Source organism: Micromonospora sp. IBHARD003 (assembly GCF_056106285.1).
Genome location: NZ_JBWBBX010000001.1, coordinates 1,507,493 through 1,524,659, shown reverse-complemented (window position 1 = coordinate 1,524,659; position 17,167 = coordinate 1,507,493). Strand labels below are relative to the sequence as shown.

The window sequence follows — 17,167 nt, the reverse complement described above, 5'->3', positions numbered from 1 at the left end:
CCTGAGTCTACGTGCCGGAGCGTGACGCGCATCACTCCGGAACGGCAGCCGAGTGCTTCGGCGGCGCTGCCGGACGCGGCCGGTGTGACGCCGTGACTGCTGTGGCGGCGGAGGAAGGCCGGGCGCCGGCTCGCTGGGTGACCACGATGCACACGAGCACGGCGACGGCCGCGGCCGGGGCGGCGGGCGTGAGTTGCTCCGACAGCAGCAGGACCGACCAGACCAGCGTCAGCAGCGGCTGGGCGAGCTGCAGCTGGCTGGCCCTCGCGATGCCGATCGAAGCCATCCCGCGATACCAGACGTACAGCCCGAAGAACGTCGATCCGGCGGCCGCCCAGACAAGTCCGGCCACACCGTGCACGGTCGGCCGGACCGGTTCGGCCGTAAGAGCGACACCCGAGACCGTGACGGCGAGGGGCAGGCACAGGACCAGGGCCCAGCCGATCACCTGCCAGCCCGGCATCGACCGGGCCAGCCGTCCGCCCTCGGTGTAGCCCGCGGCGCACACCAGCAGGGCACCGAACAGATACAGATCGCCCGTGGAGGGGGCGCCCCCGCTCTGCTGCAGCGCAAACCCGACCACGACCACCGCTCCCGCCAGCGCGGCAGTCCAGAAGGTCCGTGAGGGGCGACGCCCGGTGCGTACGGCGGCGAAGACCGCGGTGGTCAGCGGGAGCAGACCGACGACGACGGCGGCGTGCGAGGTCGTGGAAGTCCGCAGGGCCAGTGTCGTCAGCAGGGGGAAGCCCAGGACCACCCCGCCGGCGACGACCACGAGGGACGGCCAGTGCCGTCGCGGTGGGACCGGTACGCGGAGCGCCACGAGGAAGACGCCGGCGATCAGGGCGGCGAGGACGCTCCGCAGCCCGACCAGCGACCAGGGCCCGAAGGACTCCAGTCCCCAGGCCGTGGAGGGGAACGTGAGCGAGAAGGCGACGATGCCGAGCATGGCCAGCACGGTGCCGCCGGCGCGGACGTCCGTGCGTCGGGCTCCGGTGGCGACCGCTATCGCACCCGAACCAGTAGCGCTATCCTTTGATCTCATGAATGAGGGTAGCAGTGTCGAAGAGCTGGCGAAATCGCTGAAGAAGCAGCTCAGTCGATACTCCATCGGTGAGAAGCTCCCTTCGAGCCGGACCATCGTCGAGCGCTACCGGGTCTCCCCGGTCACGGTGTCCCGGGCCCTCGCGCAGCTCGCTGCCGAAGGCCTCGTCGTGACCCGGCCGGGTGCCGGCGCCTATCGCGCACAGCCCCGCAACGGCGGCGTGCAGTGCGGTGACACCTCCTGGCAGGAGGTCTCCCTCAGCGCGGACTCGGCGAACGACGTGGTGCCCAGGGTCGTGGACGCGTCCGGTGTGCTCGTGACCCTGGCGGCGCCGCCGCCCGGCGTCGTGGAGTTCAACGGCGGCTATCTACACCCCTCTCTCCAGCCCGAGCACGCGATGGCCGCCGCGCTCGCCCGGGCCGGGCGACGCCCCGGCGCCTGGGGGCGGCCGCCCGCCGAGGGGCTGCCCGAACTGCGTGACTGGTTCGCACGCGGTGTCGGCCCCGGATTCACCGGTGCCGACGTGCTCGTCACCGGAGGGGGCCAGCCGGCCCTGGCCACCGCACTGCGCGCGCTCGCCCCGCCCGGTGCCCCCGTGCTCGTCGAATCCCCCACCTATCCCGGCATGCTGGCCATCGCCCGTGCCGCCGGACTGCGTCCGCTGCCGGTCCCCGCCGACCGTTGCGGGGTACGCCCCGAACTCCTCGCATCGGCCTTCGCCGCCACCGGGGCCCGGGTCCTGGTCTCCCAGCCGCTGTTCCAGAACCCCACCGGGGCCGTACTGGCCCCCGACCGCCGCACCGAGGTGCTGCGGATCGCCCGCGCCGCCGGCGCCTTCGTCGTCGAGGACGACTTTGCCCGCAGGCTCGGCCACGACGACGCGGGGCCGCTGCCCGCCCCGCTCGCCGCGGACGATCCCGACGGTGTCGTCGTGCACGTCTGCTCGCTGACGAAGGTCACCTCACCGAGCATGCGCGTAGGTGCCCTCATCGCCCGTGGTCCCGTCCTGGAGCGCCTGCGGGCCATCCATGTCGTGGACGCCTTCTTCGTGCCGCGCCCGCTCCAGGAGGCGGCACTCGAACTGGTCGGCTCCCCACCCTGGAAGAGGCATCTGCGTGCCGTCTCGGCCCAGCTGACGACCCGCCGCGGCACCCTGACCGCCGCCCTGCACGCACAGATCCCCGAACTCGTCCTTCCGCACGTCCCCTCCGGCGGCTACCACCTCTGGCTCCGCATCCCCGACGGCACCGACGAGTCCGCTCTCGTCTCGGCCGCACTGCGCGCCGGAGTGGCCGTCGCGCCCGGCCGTCCCTACTTCAGTGCCGAACCCCCGGCGGGCCACATCCGGCTGAGCTTCGCCGGTGTCGCGGGCGCCGAGGAGATCACGGAGGGTGTGCGGCGGCTGCGCGCGGCCTGTGACGAGGTCCTGGGGTGACGGCCGGTGCCGGCCCCCGGTCAGGGATGCCGGTCCCTTGATCAGCCGGTCCCCTGATCAGAGGGACGGGCGAACCCGCGCACCCTGGCGGGAAACGCTCTGCGGAGCAACCGGCTAACGGTGAGTAACCTCTCTTGACCTGGAGGGCGCGCGGCATCACGATCCCGCCATGAGTGTTCGGGTCACCCTCGTCACCGCCGCGCGCAGTTCCTCGCGGCTGGCCGAGCGCTTCGACGACGACCGGCCGCTGGACCAGGCCGGCTGGTACGAGGTCCAGCTCGCCGCGCATGCGCTCGTGCCCCTCGGCGCGGCCGAGTTGCGCTACTGCTCGCCCACGGCCCGCAGCAGGGCGACCGCCGACGCGCTCGGCTACGCCCCCCTCCTGCAGCCCGCGCTGAGCGACTGCGACATGGGCCGCTGGCGCGGCCACACGCTGACCGAGGTGGCGGCGAGGGAACCGGACGCGGTCGACGTGTGGCTCGCCGACCCGCGGGCCGCTCCGCACGGGGGAGAGCCGCTGCTGGGCTTCATCAACCGCATAGGGGGCTGGCTGGACACCCGGCCCGTGGGCGACGGCGACACCGTGCTGGCCGTCGCCGAACCCGCCGTCGTACGCGCCGCGCTAGTCTACGCGCTGAAGGTCCCGCCGACGACCTACTGGGACCTCGATGTGCGCCCGCTGTCCACCGTCGTGCTGATCGGCAGGTCCGGCCGCTGGAACCTACGCCTGGAGACTGGCGGCTGAGCAGGGCCGGGGCGCGCGCTCCCCGGTCACCATCACCACACTGCCCGGTGTGCCGGACTCCCTCATACGGGTCAGAAGATGGCGCACGGCCCAGCCCACGGCGCCCGTCGCGAGCCCCGGCCCGCCCCCGCTCCCGTACGCCGCCTCCGACCGCAGCCAGGTCAGGCCCTCCTCCGCCGCCGACTCCGACACCGGGATCACCAGGTCCAGCAACTCCGGCCGGAACGCGGGCTCCGTGCGAGGCCGCCCGATCCCCGGAATCGGGGACGGCATCCCGGTCGTGTAGTCGGCGCAGCCGTTCGCCCAGGCCGGGAAGTACGCCGAGTTCTCGGCGTCCACCCCCGCGACCCTGGCGCGGCTCCCGTTCCCGCCGCGTGCGCTCGCATACCGGCCGAGCGTCGCCGTGGTCGTGCCCGTGCCGAGGCCCGCCACCAGCCATGCCGGATGGGACGCGCCCACTGCGGCCAGCTGGCCGTAGATCTCCTCGGCGAGATCCGGGAGGGGGCAGCGTGCGAGCGCACGCTCCGAGTCGGCGAAGTGGTCGAGGAAGCAGCCGCCCAGACGTGCCGCGAGACCACGCGCCTCTTCCTGCAGGTCCGCGGGCACCGTCGCGATCCGCCAGCGTCCCCCGTGGCGCTCGACCGACTCCCGTACCGCCGGGGGAGTCTTGGCGGGCACCAGGGCGACGAAGGGCAGCCCGGCGCGGCGCGCGCAGTAGGCACCCGCCACAGCGGCCGGTCCGCCCGTCCCCATCACCACCGGCATTCCGTCGCGCACCGCCCCGTCCACGATCGCCTCGCACAGCAGCGCCCGTACCAGGCGGTGCTTGAGCGTCCCCGAGGGGTGGGCGGACTCGTCCTTGACGTAGAGCTCGCCGAGCCCGACCCGTGCGCCGGGCACGCCGGGTGCCCGGAGCAGGGGCGTCGGCCGGGCCTCCGCGCACAGCGCACGAACCGCCTCCGCCGCCCAGCCGCCGCTCTCCGCACGCACCATGCGCCCTATGATCCCTGCCGGGGCCGGACCGCGCCGGTCGGTTCGTCCGCGCGAGTCCCGGCGCTCCTCGCTCGCGGGTGGCGGCCGACGCGGCGTTCGTCACCCCGCGGGTGCACCGTGCGCTGCAGGACCACGGGCGCCGGCGGGCCGGTGAGCCCGGGCGCACCGGCCCGCCGGACCCGCAGCCGAAACGCTCCGGGTCCGTACACCCATGAGGGCGCACGACCGGTTTTGTCCACACCGGAATGCGCTCGTGGCGGCGGCGGCCGACCCTGGAGTCAGGGGACTGCCCAGTGAGCCGGAGGTGAACGTCGCCATGGAGACACCCCCGATCGTTTCGCAGGGAGAGTGGGAGGCCGCCCACCGGCAGCTGCTCGTCGAGGAGAAGGCCCTGACCCGCGCCCGGGACGCCCTGGCGGCCAAGCGGCGGCGGATGCCGTGGCTGGAGATGGACAAGCGGTACGAGTTCGACGGGCCCGAGGGCCGGCAGAGCCTGCTCGAGTTGTTCGAAGGACGCCGGCAGCTGATCGTCTACCGTGCCTTCTTCGAGCCCGGTGTGTTCGGCTGGCCCGACCACGCCTGCCGTGGCTGTTCGATGGTGGCCGACCACGTGGGCCATCTCGCTCATCTCAACGCCCGCGACACCACGCTCGTCTTCGCCTCGCGCGCGCCGCAGCCCGACATCGAGCGGCTGAAGGCGCGGATGGGCTGGGCGATCCCCTGGTACACGCTCACCGACGAGTTCGACCGCGACCTGGATGTGGACGAGTGGCACGGCACCAACGCGTTCATCCGCGACGGCGACAGGGTGTTCCGCACCTACTTCGTCAACGCCCGCGGGGACGAGGCGCTGGGGAGCACATGGAGCTACCTCGACATGACCGCACTCGGCCGGCAGGAGGAATGGGAGGACTCGCCCGAGGGCTATCCGCAGACCCCGCCGTACGAGTGGTGGAACTGGCACGACGCGTACGGCGCGGCCGAGCCGGCACCGGAGTGGCTGGCCCAGACTCGCCGGGGCACAGCGGAACAGGGCGACTGAGTCCTCTCCCTGACTCTTGACCCCGGCCCTTCACCCCGGCCGCTCTGCCCGAGCCGTCCCCTCAGCCGTTGATCCCGGTGCCGGGCCGCGGATACACCTTGGACTGCTTGACGCTCCCGTACGCGAAGCTGGACTCGATTGACGTGATGCCGGGAATGGCGTGGATCCGCGTGCGCACCAGGACTTCGTAGGCTTCGAGGCTTTCGATGACGACCCTGAGCAGATAGTCGCTGCTCCCCGCCATCAGGTAGCAGTCCTGGATGTGCTCGATGAGCCCGACGTGCTGTTCAAACACATTGACGGCATCGGCGGTGTGCCGTTCGAGGCGAATCCGTACGAAGACGGTGATCGGGAGGCCGAAGGCGACCTGGTCCACCATCGCGGTGTAGCCACGGATCAGCCCCGACTCCTCGAGGCGGCGGACGCGTCGCAGACAGGGCGAGGGGGACAGCCTTACACGGTCGGCGAGGTCCTGGTTGGACAGCCGACCGTCCGCCTGCAACTCGTGAACGATCTTGAGATCGACGGCGTCCATGGCCCCTCCTTGGCAGATTCTGCCTCAAACCTAGGTCTGAAGGGCACAACTGGCAATCGACTGCCCCGGGGATTGGCCTAGCGTTGCCGTATCGGTCGGGGTCGCCATGGATTCCGGCCGATCGGTCATGGGCGGGAGGATTCTTGGTGACCGCGACGAACACAGCCGCTGCGACAGCGCCCCCGGAGCCGGGGAGCAGGTCGCTGACGCTCCGCGGCACCGGGAACCGGCTCTCTCCGCAGGCGGCGGGCACGCTGGCGCTGCTCATGACCGTGACGATCTGGGCGGCGTTCGCGTTGAGCGCACGCGCCCTCAGCGCCTCCACCCTGCTGCCGGCCGACGCCGCCCTGCTGCGGTTCGGCGTGCCCCTCCTGGTTCTGGCGCCTGCCCTGTGGCGGCGCCGGCACCAGCTGGCCGGTGTGCGGCCGGGACCCGCTGCCAAGATCATCTGTGGTGCCGGGGTGCCGTTCTTCCTCGCGGCGATGTACGGCGGCTCACTGACGTCCGCTGCTTTCGTGGGGGCGATCGTCCCCGGGATGGTCCCGCTGTTCGTCTCCGGACTTCTCGTCGCGAGCGGGCGCGGCGTTCCACGGGGAACGCAGACGGCAGGGCTGGTGCTGATCGTCGCGGGAGTGATCGCGCTGGTCTGCCGCCACACCGTCGTACTGGACACGGACGTCCTCCTCGGCTCGGGCGTCCTGCTCCTCGCCAGCGGACTGTGGGCCCTGTACACGGTGGGGCTGCGGGAGGTGGAGCTCGACCCCGTCGGCTCCATAGGGCTGCTGTGCCTGCCGTCGTTCGCCGTCATCGCGCTCCTCGTCCTGAGCGGCGTCCTGCCGACCAACCTCGCGCGGGCGGCCGGGGGCGATCTCGTGCTGTTCCTCGTCGTCCAGGGTCTGGGCGTCGGTCTGTGTGCCGGACTGCTGTACGCCTTCGCCATCCGGCGGCTGGGGCCGCAGCGCTGCTCGGTCGTCGGGAGCCTCAGCCCGGTCGCCGTCGTCCTGCTCGCCATCCCACTCCTGGGCGAGTCGCCGACCCTGCCCGTCCTGTTCGGCGTACCCCTCATCACCGTCGGTGTCGTTCTCGCCAACAGACGCCCCCGATCCAAGGTCTCCGCAGATGCTTGAACTCCTCGCTCGCCCGCCGGCCGACCCGCTGTGGGATCTCGCCGCCGAGTTCGCGGCCGACACGCGCCCGGAGCGCCTGAACCTCGTCCTCGGTGTGTACCGGGACCACACGGGGGCCACGCCCGTCATGTCAGCGGTCAGAGAGGCCGAGATCCGTCTGGCGGAACGTTCCGCCTCCAAGGAGTACCGCGGCCTCTCCGGTAACGCCGCCTTCAACCGGGCCATGGTGTCGATGGTGCTGGGGGCCGAGGAGCGCACGGCACGGGCCACGGTCGTCCAGACCGTGGCGGGCACCGGCGCCCTGCGGCTGCTCGCCGATCTGGTGCGCCAGACCCGCCCGGGGGCATCGGTGTGGATCAGTGACCCCGCCTACGTCAACCACCGGCCCATCCTCGAGGCCGCGGGCCTGAAGGTGCGGACGTACGGCGGGCCGGGCTCCGAAGGGCCGACCGGCACGACCGGCATCCTCGAGGACCTGCGTGGCGCCGGACGCGACGACGTGGTGCTCCTTCAGGGCTGCTGTCACAACCCCACGGGCATCGACCCCTCTCCCGAGACCTGGGAGGCACTGGCCGAGCTCGCCGCGACGAGCGGCTGGGTGCCCTTCATCGACCTGGCGTACCACGGACTCGGCGACGGTCTCGAGGCCGACCTGAGGGCCACCCGGATGCTGGCGGACCGGCTTCCGGAAATGCTGATCGCCGTCAGCTGCTCGAAGAACTTCGGTCTCTACAGCGACCGCACCGGCTGCGCCATTGTCCTCGGGCCGACGCGGCAGGCGCTGAGCCATGTGGAGACGGCGCTGCAGAACGCCGCTCGGACCCTGTACTCGATGCCGCCGGAGCATGGTGCCGCGATCGTCGCCACCGTCCTGGAGGACGAGGCGCTGCGGACCGCGTGGCGGGCCGAGCTCGAGGTCATGCGCGACCGGATCACGGCCAACCGGTCGGATCTGGTCGGGCACCTGGACGCGCTGGGCTGCGGCGCCGAGGCCGAGTCGCTCGCGCGGCAGAAGGGCATGTTCTCGATGCTGCCGCTGGCGTCGGACGGCATGCGCCGGCTGCGCAGGCAGTTCGCCATCTACGGCACGGCTTCGGGGCGCATCAACATCGCGGGGATTCCGGCGCACCGGATCCCGTATCTGGCGCAGGGCATCGCCGCGGTGTGCCGCCGGGCCCCTTCTGCAGCCACATCCCGGACCTGAACGAACTCGGGGCGGGCGCCTACCCCGCAGGCTCGAAGCACCGACGAGGCAGGCGCCCCCAGCAGGACCCATCTCAGCGGCACTCGCCGTACCCCGACCGCTCACGCCCGGATCCCGCAGCCCGGCATCCTCGTCGTGTGCCGTGACAAGCTGGTTCAGGTGACGTGAATCCGACGCGGGATCTTCGCGCTCGCCGCCTCGCCCACACACCCACGGCAGCACCACCCGACCGGCGACGGGAAGACCGTTCTTCGGAGCCGACCGCAAGACAGCAGCGTTGCATAAATCTGTGCCTCTACGTATAGTCATGCTCCGTCGAGGTGGAGGATGTCGATGGTGGTACGAACAGCAGTCGCAGGTGCGAGCGGATACGCGGGCGGAGAGCTGCTCCGGCTGCTCCTCGCCCACCCCGGGGTCGAGATCGGCACCCTGACCGGCCATTCCCACGCCGGGCAGAAGCTCGGCTCCGTCCAGCCGCATCTGCTGCCCCTGGCCGACCGCGTCCTCGCGCCGACCACGGCCGAGGCGCTCGCCGGACACGACGTCGTCTTCCTCGCACTGCCGCACGGCCAGTCCGCCGCCGTCGCCGAACAGCTCGGCGACGATGTGCTCGTCGTCGACATGGGTGCCGACTTCCGGCTGAAGGACCCCGCCGACTGGGAGCGGTTCTACGGCTCCGCGCACGCCGGGACCTGGCCCTACGGACTCCCCGAACTGCCCGGTGCCCGCGCCGCGCTGGAGGGGTCCAAGCGCATCGCGGTCCCCGGCTGCTACCCCACCGCGGTCTCGCTCGCGCTCTTCCCCGCGTACGCGGCAGGTATCGCCGAGCCCGAGGCCGTGATCACCGCCGCCAGCGGCACCTCCGGAGCGGGCAAGGCCCTCAAGCCGCATCTGCTCGGTTCCGAGGTCATGGGCTCCATGAGCCCGTACGGCGTCGGCGGCGGACACCGGCACACACCGGAGATGATCCAGAACCTCAGCGCGGTGGCCGGAGAGACCGTCACGGTGTCCTTCACGCCCACCCTCGCGCCCATGCCCCGTGGCATCCTCGCCACCTGCAGCGCGAAGGCCGTCCCCGGCGCCACGGCCGAGACCGTCCGGGCCGCCTACGAGAAGGCCTTCGCGGACGAGCCGTTCGTCCGTCTGTTGCCCGAGGGACAGTGGCCCGCCACGGCGTCCGTCTACGGTTCCAACGCCGTTCAGATCCAGGTCGCCCACGACGCGGCCGCCGGCCGCATCATCGCGATCAGCGCCCTCGACAACCTCACCAAGGGCACGGCGGGCGGCGCGGTCCAGAGCATGAACATCGCCCTGGGTCTCGACCAGACCACGGGACTTTCCACGATCGGAGTCGCGCCATGACGGTGACGGCAGCAAAGGGATTCACCGCCGCGGGCATCGCCGCCGGAATCAAGGAGAACGGCAAGCCCGACCTCGCCCTCGTGGTCAACAACGGACCGCGCCACACCGCCGCCGGGGTCTTCACCTCCAACCGGGTCAAGGCCGCGCCCGTCCTGTGGTCCGAGCAGGTGCTCAGGGGCGGCGAGGTCTCCGCGGTCGTCCTCAACTCCGGCGGAGCGAACGCCTGCACCGGCCCCAAGGGCTTCCAGGACACCCACGCCACCGCCGAGAAGGCCGCCGAGGTCCTCGAGGGCCACAGCGCGGGCGAGATCGCCGTCGCGTCCACCGGACTGATCGGCGTCCTGCTGCCCATGGACAAGCTGCTCCCGGGTATCGAGAAGGCCGCGGCCGAACTCAGCCCGCACGGCGGCGAGAAGGCCGCGACAGCCATCAAGACCACGGACACCGTGCACAAGACCGCCGTGTACGAAGCCGGGGGCTGGACCGTCGGAGGCATGGCGAAGGGCGCCGGCATGCTCGCCCCGGGCCTCGCCACCATGCTCGTCGTGCTCACCACCGACGCCGACCTCGGCAGCGACGTCCTGGACCGCGCGCTGCGCGACGCCACCCGCCTCACCTTCGACCGGGTCGACTCCGACGGCTGTATGTCCACCAACGACACCGTGCTGCTGCTGGCCTCCGGCGCCTCGGGCATCGCCCCCGAGTACGCGGACTTCGCCGGGGCCGTACGGTCCGTCTGCGACGACCTCGCCCGCCAGCTCATCGGCGACGCCGAAGGCGCGTCCAAGGACATCCGTATCGAGGTGATCAATGCCGCGAGCGAGGACGACGCCGTCGAGGTGGGCCGCTCGATCGCTCGCAACAACCTCCTCAAGTGCGCGATCCACGGCGAGGACCCCAACTGGGGCCGGGTGCTGTCCGCGATCGGAACCACCGGGGCCGCGTTCGAGCCCGACCGGCTGAACGTCGCCATCAACGGCGTCTGGGTGTGCAGGAACGGTTCCGTCGGCGAGGACCGCGACCTGGTCGACATGCGCTACCGCGAGGTGCGGATCACCGCGGACCTGGCGGCCGGCGCCGAGTCGGCCGTCATCTGGGCCAACGACCTCACCGCCGACTACGTCCACGAGAACAGCGCCTACTCATCCTGACGACCAGGGACAAGGGAACGATGAGCACTCGCAAGCACACCGCACTTCCCAAGGCGCAGACCTTGATCGAGGCGCTGCCGTGGCTCACCCGGCACCACGGCAAGACGGTAGTCATCAAGTTCGGCGGGAACGCCATGGTCGACGCGGAGCTCAAGTCGGCCTTCGCCCAGGACGTGGTCTTCCTGCGGCACGCCGGTATCAAGCCCGTCGTGGTGCACGGCGGCGGGCCGCAGATCAGCGCACAGCTCGACAAGCACGGGCTGGTCAGCGAGTTCAAGGCCGGGCTGCGGGTGACGACGCCCGAGGCGATGGACGTCGTACGCATGGTGCTGGCGGGCCATGTCCAGCGTGAACTGGTGGGGCTCCTCAACGAGCACGGCCCCCTCGGCGTCGGCCTCACCGGCGAGGACGCCCACACCATCACCGCCACCAAGCACCGGCCCAGCATCGACGGCGAACTCGTCGACATCGGCCGGGTAGGCGAGATCACCGCGATCGACACCGGTGCGATCGACGCGCTGCTGGAGGACGGCCGCATCCCCGTCGTCTCCTCCATCGCACGCTCCGCGGACGACGGCCACGTCTACAACGTCAACGCCGACACCGTGGCGGCCGCACTCGCCGCCGCCCTCGGCGCCGAGACCCTGATGGTCCTCACCGACGTCGAAGGGCTCTACGAGGACTGGCCGAACAGCGACGAGGTGATCAGCCGTATCACCGCGAGCGAGCTGGAGAAGCTCCTGCCGGAGCTGTCCAGCGGCATGGTCCCCAAGATGGAGGGCTGCCTGTACGCCGTGCGCCACGGCGTCAACACCGCGCGCGTGATCGACGGCCGGGTACAGCACTCGATCCTGCTGGAGATCTTCACCGACGAGGGCATCGGCACGATGGTCGTGCCCGACGGAGCCGAAGGGGCAGCCGTATGACCGACGCCAAGTCCCGGCAGGGGCTTTCGCAGCGCTGGCAGAGCGCCATGATGGACAACTACGGCACCCCGCAGCTGTCTCTGGTCCGCGGCGAGGGGGCACGGGTCTGGGACGCCGACGGCACCGAGTACCTCGATTTCGTCGGCGGTATCGCGGTCAACGCACTCGGCCATGCCCACCCCGCGATCGTCGAGGCCGTCTCCCGCCAGATCGCCTCCCTCGGCCATGTCTCCAACCTGTACGCGGCCGAGCCGCCCATCGCGCTCGCCGAGCGGCTGCTCCATCTCTTCGGCCGCCCCGGCCGTGTCCTGTTCTGCAACTCGGGGGCCGAGGCGAACGAGGCCGCGTTCAAGCTCGGGCGGCTCACCGGGCGCACGCACATGGTCGCCACGGAAGGCGGCTTCCACGGCCGCACCATGGGGGCCCTGGCACTCACCGGCCAGCCCGCGAAGCAGCAGCCGTTCCTTCCGCTGCCCGGCGACGTCACCCACGTCCCCTACGGTGACGCCGACGCGTTGCGGGCGGCCGTCACGGACGAGACCGCCCTGGTGGTCATCGAGCCGATCCAGGGCGAGAACGGTGTGGTGGTCCCGCCCGCCGACTACCTCGAGGCCGCGCGCGAGATCACCCGGGCCACCGGCACCCTGCTCGTCCTCGACGAGGTGCAGACCGGGGTCGGGCGGACCGGGCACTGGTTCGCCCACAAGGCGCACGGCATCGAGCCGGACATCGTCACCCTCGCCAAGGGCCTCGGAGGCGGCCTGCCGCTGGGCGCCGTCGTCGCCTTCGGCGAGGCCGCCGACCTCTTCAGGCCCGGGCACCACGGCACGACCTTCGGCGGCAACCCGGTCGCCTGCGCGGCCGGACTCGCCGTCCTCAGGACCCTCGACGGGAGGCTCGACGAGGTGAAGCGCACCGGGGAGCGTCTCAGGGACGGAATCGAGTCGTCGGGCCACCCCCTGGTCTCGCATGTCCGCGGCGCGGGCCTGCTGCTGGGTATCGTGCTCAACGAGCCGCTCGCGTCCCACGTGCAGCAGGCGGCTCAGAGTGCCGGCCTCCTGGTCAACGCGCCCGCCCCCGATGTCGTAAGGATCATGCCGCCGCTGATCATCGGCGACGCGGAGGTGGACGCGTTCCTCCGGGCGCTCCCCGGCATCCTCGACGAAGCACGGCACGGGGACGGACGATCCGGAGAATGAGACGACGATGACCGAGGCGCAGCAGACCGAGGAGTGGGATTCCCCCCAGACGGAGTCCGGGGGAGGGCCCGCCGTGCCGCAGACCCGCACGGCCCGCCACCGCCGGATCGTGGACATCCTCAACCGGCAGCCGGTGCGCTCGCAGAGCCAGCTGGCGAAGCTCCTCGCCGACGACGGGCTCAGTGTCACCCAGGCCACCCTGTCGCGTGACCTCGACGAGCTCGGCGCGGTGAAGATCCGCAACACCGGAGGCGAACTGATCTACGCGGTGCCGAGCGAGGGCGGATTCCGTACCCCGCAGGCGCCGTTGGGGGAGTCCGCCAAGGAGGAGCGGATGCGGCGCCTGTCGGGGGAGCTGCTGATCTCCGCGGAGGCATCGGCCAACCTGGTGGTGCTGCGTACGCCGCCGGGCGCGGCCCAGTTTCTCGCCTCGGCCATCGACCAGGCCGAACTGCACGCGATCCTCGGCACGATCGCCGGCGACGACACGCTGCTCCTCATCTCGCGCGATCCGGTCGGCGGTCAGGCACTGGCCGACCATCTGCTGCGGCTGGCGCAGAAGGAGCGCTGAGGTTCCGGGGTGAGTGCCGGCCCGGCACTCACCCCGGCCGGAGTGTCAGGCGGCCTTGCCGTCCGGGCGGAGCGGAGCCGTCGCCAGATGGCGGGCGAATCCACTGGTCTGCCAGATGCCGCCGTCCGCGGTGACGGCGAAGCCCTCCGTGTCGGGGAGCGCCTCGAGCCAGTCGCGGGCCCGCCCGCCCATGGCGTACGCCGCCGTCGCCCGGGCATCGGCCTGGGTGAGACCGGGGCACACCACGGTCAGGGACGCCAGGCCGTCGACGGGAGGTTCGCCGGTGTGCGGATCGACGATGTGGCAGCCGCGTTCGGCCGGGCCCGATGTGGCGACCGCGAGGGTGCGGTGGGCCTCGACCACGGCGACCAGCCCGCCGGGCCCCAGCGGATCGGAGATCCCGACCCGCCAAGGACCGCCGTGGAGCTGGATGTCCCCGCCGCCGTTGAGACAGACCGCCGCGGCACCCGACGAGGCGAGCATGCGCACCGCGCGTTCCACCGCCCATCCCTTGACCAGTCCCGTGGGGTCGAGCCTGTCGGCATAGCGTGCCGTGAAGTAGCCGTCGCTGAGGAGTTCCTCGGCGTCGCAGTGCCGCAGCACCTCGATCACATCCGCGGTGCAGTCCTCCAGGGCGATCTCACCCCGGGCGAGCCTGCTGATCTGGCTGTTTGCGCGAAAGGTCGAGAAGACCTCGTCGACCTGGTGCAGGCCCGCCACGGCCCCCGCGAGTCCGGCCCGTACCCGCGCGTCACCGTCCTCGCCGTCTGCTCCGCCGAAGGTGCGGACGTCGAACGAGAACACCGTGCCCATCACATGCTCGACATGGCGCAGCCGTCCCTGGCCCGCCGTCACAGGCCGGCCTCGTCGATCGCGCTCTGCAGTGACTCGATGTAGCCCCGGCTGGTGTACGAGGCGCCCGAGACGGTGTCGATCTGTGCGCTCTGGGCCGTGATGGCGGCTTTGTTGAGCTGGGGGACGGCATTGTCGGCGATCTTGCGGCTGTTGGCGTCGGTGTCGGGGGCCTTGACGGCCTCGGCCTTGGTGATCCGCCCGCCGCTCACGGTGAGCCGGACCTGCACCGGTCCGTACTGGGTCTGCGCCTCTTTGCCGAGCACGGTCGTGGGTGCGGCGGCGTCCGCGCCCGCCCCCGGATCCGTACCGGATCCCGATCCGCCCCCTGCACCGTTGCCGGTTTCCTCCCCGGTGCCCGGATCCGCGCCGGCCGCCGCTCCGCCCGTGCCGGAGGCGTCACCCGCACCCTGCCCCTGCGCCGCACCCGCGGCCCCTGCGGCGCCGGCTTTGTCGATCGCGCTCTGCAGCGACTTGATGTAGCCCTGGCTGGTGTACGTGGCACCTGAGACGGTGTCGATCTGTGCGCTCTGGGCAGTGATGGCGGCTTTGTTGAGCTGGGGGACGGCGCCGGCGGCGATCTTGCGGCTGTTGGGGTCGGTGTCGGGGGTCTTCACGGCTTCGGCCTTGGTGATCCGCCCGCCGCCCATGGTCAGCCGGACCTGCACCGGTCCGTACTGGGTCTGGGCTTCCTCACCGAGCACCGTCTGCCCGCCCGCGGGCTCGGTTCCACCGCCGGCGGACGCCGACGCGGCGGGCGGCACCGCACCGCCGACTTGTGACGACGCGCCCGCCAGCGGTGCGCCCGGCTGCTTCATGGCGAGCAGGAGCACCACCGCCGAGGTGGTGCCGGCGACGGCGATCATGATCCGGCGCAGGGGATGCTTCCTCTTCACGGAGGGCCTCACATCTCGAAGGACTCGTGATGGATGCGGCGGGACGGCACGCCCGCCGCGCGCAGTGCGTTGTACGACTCCTCTGCGAGCCCGGGCGGCCCGCAGAGATAGACGTCGTGCTCGTCGATGTCCGGCAGGACTTCCTTGAGCCGTTCGGTGGTGATCTCGGGCCTCGCCCCGTCAGGCCCGTTGACGGCGTACATCAGCTTGGCGCCCCGTACCTCGGCGATCTCCCGCAGCTCGCTCCACAGCGCCAGGTCCCCGGTGCTGCCGGCGCGGTAGAGCAGGGTCAGATCACCGGGGCCGCCGGGCAGCGTCTCGAACAGGGCCCGGAGCGGGGTGATTCCGGCGCCACCGGCGATCAGCAGCACCTTGTTCCGGCTGCGCCTGGAGGCGGTCATGGCGCCGTACGGGCCCTCCGCCCAGACCCGGGTGCCGGGCTCCAGCCGGGACAGGGCCGTGCTGTGGTTGCCGGCCGCCTTGACGGTGATGCGCAGCAGATCCGGCCGGGGAGGGGCGGAGAGCGAGTAGGGGTTGGCGCTCCAGCGCAGGCCCCTGGCGAGGAACCGCCAGCGGAAGAAGTGACCCGCCTCCGCACCGAGCCGGTGCAGGCGTCGCCCGGTGATCAGTACGGACACCACTCCGGGTGCTTCCTCCACGACCGCCTCCACCTCCATGCGGTGCCAGAGGTTGAGCCGGATGGGGGCCAGCACCCGGTACCAGAGCAGCAGTGCCCCGACGGCCCCGTACATCACGTACCAGACGGTGCGGGCGGTCGGGCTGGCCACGAACTCGGCACCGGTGGCCAGCTGGTGCCAGAACGTCAGATAGACCGCGGCATAGGTGAGCAGATGCAGGTAGTACCAGGCCTCGTAGCTGATGCGGCGGCGCACCATGCCGGCCGATACGAAGCCGATCAGCAGGAAGAGCCCGGTGCCGATGGCCGCGTTGATCATTTCCGGGAAGTCGACGACGACCGTGACGGTCTGTTCGACGAAGCCGGTGCGGGCCTGGACCGCGTAACCCCAGACGGTCAGGACGACATGGGCGACGATCAGGCTGATCGCGTACCGTCCGCTCATCGCGTGCCATCGGGTCGCCCGGTCGGAACCGACGCGTCGCTCCAGCGCCGGCACCCGCGCCATCTGCAGCACCACGAGCGCGATCATGTAGCCGCCGAGCAGGCCCGTGATCCGCCCGGCTCCGATCAGCCACTGGGCGGTGTCCATTCGCACGACCGTGGTGTTGTCCCACCACAGCCACAGAACGGCTGTCGCTCCCGCCCACGCCAGTCCCAGCAGCATCGCTGCGGGATTGCGGCGCGGCCGGATCGCGCGCATGGTCTGGCGTCGTGCTGCCCGACCGCTCTGAATCATCGTCGCCACGGCTGCTCCTCGGCTCCTCCGTATCGCTCACGTGAATACGGAGCGGGGCAGCCTGGAGTTCAATCGCGACGGACGGCAGAACGGGAAACCCGGCGGAGCTCAGCTGGTGCGGGCCGGGAGAGGCAGCGGCAGCGCGGGGAGTCCGTCGAGACTGACGCCGACGTGCGGCTTCTTCTCGCAGTACGCCGCGAACTCCTCGTCCGTCTTGCGCGCGAGGTGCTCCGCGTGCTGGGTGCGCTCCTCGCGGTAGTCCATGAAGGGGACGGCGAAGCCGCAGGCGTCGGCGATCCGCCGGGCGCGCACGACGATGATCGCGCGGGCACCCGCGCCGTCGGCCTCCTCGAAGAGCGTGACCAGCCCGGCCCAGCGCGGATCGTCACGGAAGACCGCCTCCCCCTGTCCGTGTACCCGCAGCACCTTTGGGGGTCCGCTGAACGCGCACCACATCAGGGTGATGCGCCCGTTCTCCCGGACATGGGCGATGGTCTCGGCGCCGCTGCCGCCGAAGTCCAGGTAGGCGACGGTCAGTTCGTCGACGACGACGAGGGTGCCCTTGCGGCCCTTGGGGGAGAGGTTGATGTGGCCGTCGCCCGCGAGGGGCGCGGTGGCCGTGAAGAAGACGGGCTGCTCTTCGATGAACGTGCGGATACGGCCTTCTATGCGCTCATACGTCTGTCCCATGGCCTGATTGTCGCGTGT

Annotated in this window: 17 protein-coding genes; 10 read left to right on the top strand and 7 right to left on the bottom strand. The window is 71.4% G+C overall.

Annotation, left to right across the window (positions count from 1 at the left end; genetic code table 11):
- Positions 1-31: 31 nt before the first annotated feature.
- Positions 32-1,045 (bottom strand): DMT family transporter, encoded by a 1,014-nt coding sequence (locus ACTWOL_RS06730; protein ID WP_474295331.1) that lies wholly within the window; start codon positions 1,043-1,045, stop codon positions 32-34.
- Between ACTWOL_RS06730 and ACTWOL_RS06725 the strand changes: the two genes are divergently transcribed.
- Together ACTWOL_RS06725 and ACTWOL_RS06720 are read left to right on the top strand one after the other, a co-directional pair.
- Positions 1,044-2,480 (top strand): aminotransferase-like domain-containing protein, encoded by a 1,437-nt coding sequence (locus tag ACTWOL_RS06725; RefSeq protein ID WP_474295328.1) that lies wholly within the window; start codon positions 1,044-1,046, stop codon positions 2,478-2,480. The genes ACTWOL_RS06730 and ACTWOL_RS06725 overlap by 2 nt on opposite strands.
- 169 nt (positions 2,481-2,649) lie before the next feature.
- A complete protein-coding gene (locus ACTWOL_RS06720; protein WP_474295327.1) occupies positions 2,650-3,225 on the top strand; it encodes a histidine phosphatase family protein in 576 nt (191 codons plus the stop codon).
- On the opposite strand, the gene ACTWOL_RS06715 is transcribed toward ACTWOL_RS06720, so the two are convergent.
- Positions 3,202-4,218 (bottom strand): pyridoxal-phosphate dependent enzyme, encoded by a 1,017-nt coding sequence (locus tag ACTWOL_RS06715; protein WP_474295325.1) that lies wholly within the window; start codon positions 4,216-4,218, stop codon positions 3,202-3,204. The genes ACTWOL_RS06720 and ACTWOL_RS06715 overlap by 24 nt on opposite strands.
- 316 nt (positions 4,219-4,534) lie before the next feature.
- On the opposite strand from ACTWOL_RS06715, the gene ACTWOL_RS06710 reads away from it, so the two are divergent.
- Positions 4,535-5,260 carry a DUF899 domain-containing protein gene (locus ACTWOL_RS06710; protein ID WP_474295322.1) on the top strand — a complete coding sequence of 242 codons (726 nt, stop codon included), beginning with the start codon at positions 4,535-4,537 and terminating at the stop codon, positions 5,258-5,260.
- A gap of 61 nt (positions 5,261-5,321) precedes the next feature.
- On the opposite strand, the gene ACTWOL_RS06705 is transcribed toward ACTWOL_RS06710, so the two are convergent.
- Positions 5,322-5,795 carry an Lrp/AsnC family transcriptional regulator gene (locus ACTWOL_RS06705; RefSeq protein ID WP_474295320.1) on the bottom strand — a complete coding sequence of 158 codons (474 nt, stop codon included), beginning with the start codon at positions 5,793-5,795 and terminating at the stop codon, positions 5,322-5,324.
- Positions 5,796-5,941: 146 nt separating this feature from the next.
- On the opposite strand from ACTWOL_RS06705, the gene ACTWOL_RS06700 reads away from it, so the two are divergent.
- The 7 genes from ACTWOL_RS06700 to ACTWOL_RS06670 all read left to right on the top strand — a co-directional run bounded on the left by ACTWOL_RS06700 (position 5,942) and on the right by ACTWOL_RS06670 (position 13,335).
- Positions 5,942-6,922, top strand: a complete 981-nt coding sequence (locus tag ACTWOL_RS06700; RefSeq protein ID WP_474295318.1) for a DMT family transporter — start codon at positions 5,942-5,944, stop codon at positions 6,920-6,922.
- Positions 6,915-8,126, top strand: coding sequence for an amino acid aminotransferase (locus ACTWOL_RS06695; protein WP_474295316.1), 1,212 nt, complete (start codon positions 6,915-6,917; stop codon positions 8,124-8,126). Before ACTWOL_RS06700 ends, ACTWOL_RS06695 begins: the two co-directional genes overlap by 8 nt.
- Positions 8,127-8,459: 333 nt before the next feature.
- Entirely contained in the window at positions 8,460-9,488 is a 1,029-nt protein-coding gene (gene argC, locus ACTWOL_RS06690) for an N-acetyl-gamma-glutamyl-phosphate reductase (protein ID WP_474295315.1), read from the top strand.
- Positions 9,485-10,639, top strand: a complete 1,155-nt coding sequence (gene argJ / locus ACTWOL_RS06685) for a bifunctional glutamate N-acetyltransferase/amino-acid acetyltransferase ArgJ (protein WP_474295313.1) — start codon at positions 9,485-9,487, stop codon at positions 10,637-10,639. The genes argC and argJ overlap by 4 nt, the downstream gene beginning before the upstream one ends.
- A gap of 20 nt (positions 10,640-10,659) precedes the next feature.
- Positions 10,660-11,565 (top strand): acetylglutamate kinase, encoded by a 906-nt coding sequence (gene argB / locus ACTWOL_RS06680; protein WP_474295311.1) that lies wholly within the window; start codon positions 10,660-10,662, stop codon positions 11,563-11,565.
- Positions 11,562-12,764: an acetylornithine transaminase gene (locus ACTWOL_RS06675; RefSeq protein ID WP_474295310.1), complete on the top strand. Its 1,203-nt coding sequence runs from the start codon at positions 11,562-11,564 to the stop codon at positions 12,762-12,764. Before argB ends, ACTWOL_RS06675 begins: the two co-directional genes overlap by 4 nt.
- Positions 12,765-12,771: 7 nt before the next feature.
- Positions 12,772-13,335 carry an arginine repressor gene (locus ACTWOL_RS06670; RefSeq protein ID WP_474295308.1) on the top strand — a complete coding sequence of 188 codons (564 nt, stop codon included), beginning with the start codon at positions 12,772-12,774 and terminating at the stop codon, positions 13,333-13,335.
- Between the two features lie 45 nt (positions 13,336-13,380).
- Here the strand turns inward: ACTWOL_RS06670 and ACTWOL_RS06665 are convergent, their stop codons facing one another.
- From ACTWOL_RS06665 to ACTWOL_RS06650, 4 genes are all read right to left on the bottom strand, one after another.
- Positions 13,381-14,190 (bottom strand): FAD:protein FMN transferase, encoded by an 810-nt coding sequence (locus ACTWOL_RS06665; protein WP_474295306.1) that lies wholly within the window; start codon positions 14,188-14,190, stop codon positions 13,381-13,383.
- Positions 14,187-15,083 carry an FMN-binding protein gene (locus tag ACTWOL_RS06660; RefSeq protein ID WP_474295304.1) on the bottom strand — a complete coding sequence of 299 codons (897 nt, stop codon included), beginning with the start codon at positions 15,081-15,083 and terminating at the stop codon, positions 14,187-14,189. Before ACTWOL_RS06660 ends, ACTWOL_RS06665 begins: the two co-directional genes overlap by 4 nt.
- 8 nt (positions 15,084-15,091) lie before the next feature.
- The gene (locus ACTWOL_RS06655; protein WP_474301101.1) at positions 15,092-16,459 is read right to left on the bottom strand and encodes a ferredoxin reductase family protein; all 1,368 of its coding nucleotides are present in this window, start codon (positions 16,457-16,459) and stop codon (positions 15,092-15,094) included.
- Positions 16,460-16,567: 108 nt separating this feature from the next.
- On the bottom strand, positions 16,568-17,149 hold the full coding sequence (locus ACTWOL_RS06650) for a pyridoxamine 5'-phosphate oxidase family protein (RefSeq protein ID WP_474295301.1): 582 nt from the start codon (positions 17,147-17,149) through the stop codon (positions 16,568-16,570).
- Positions 17,150-17,167: the final 18 nt, after the last annotated feature.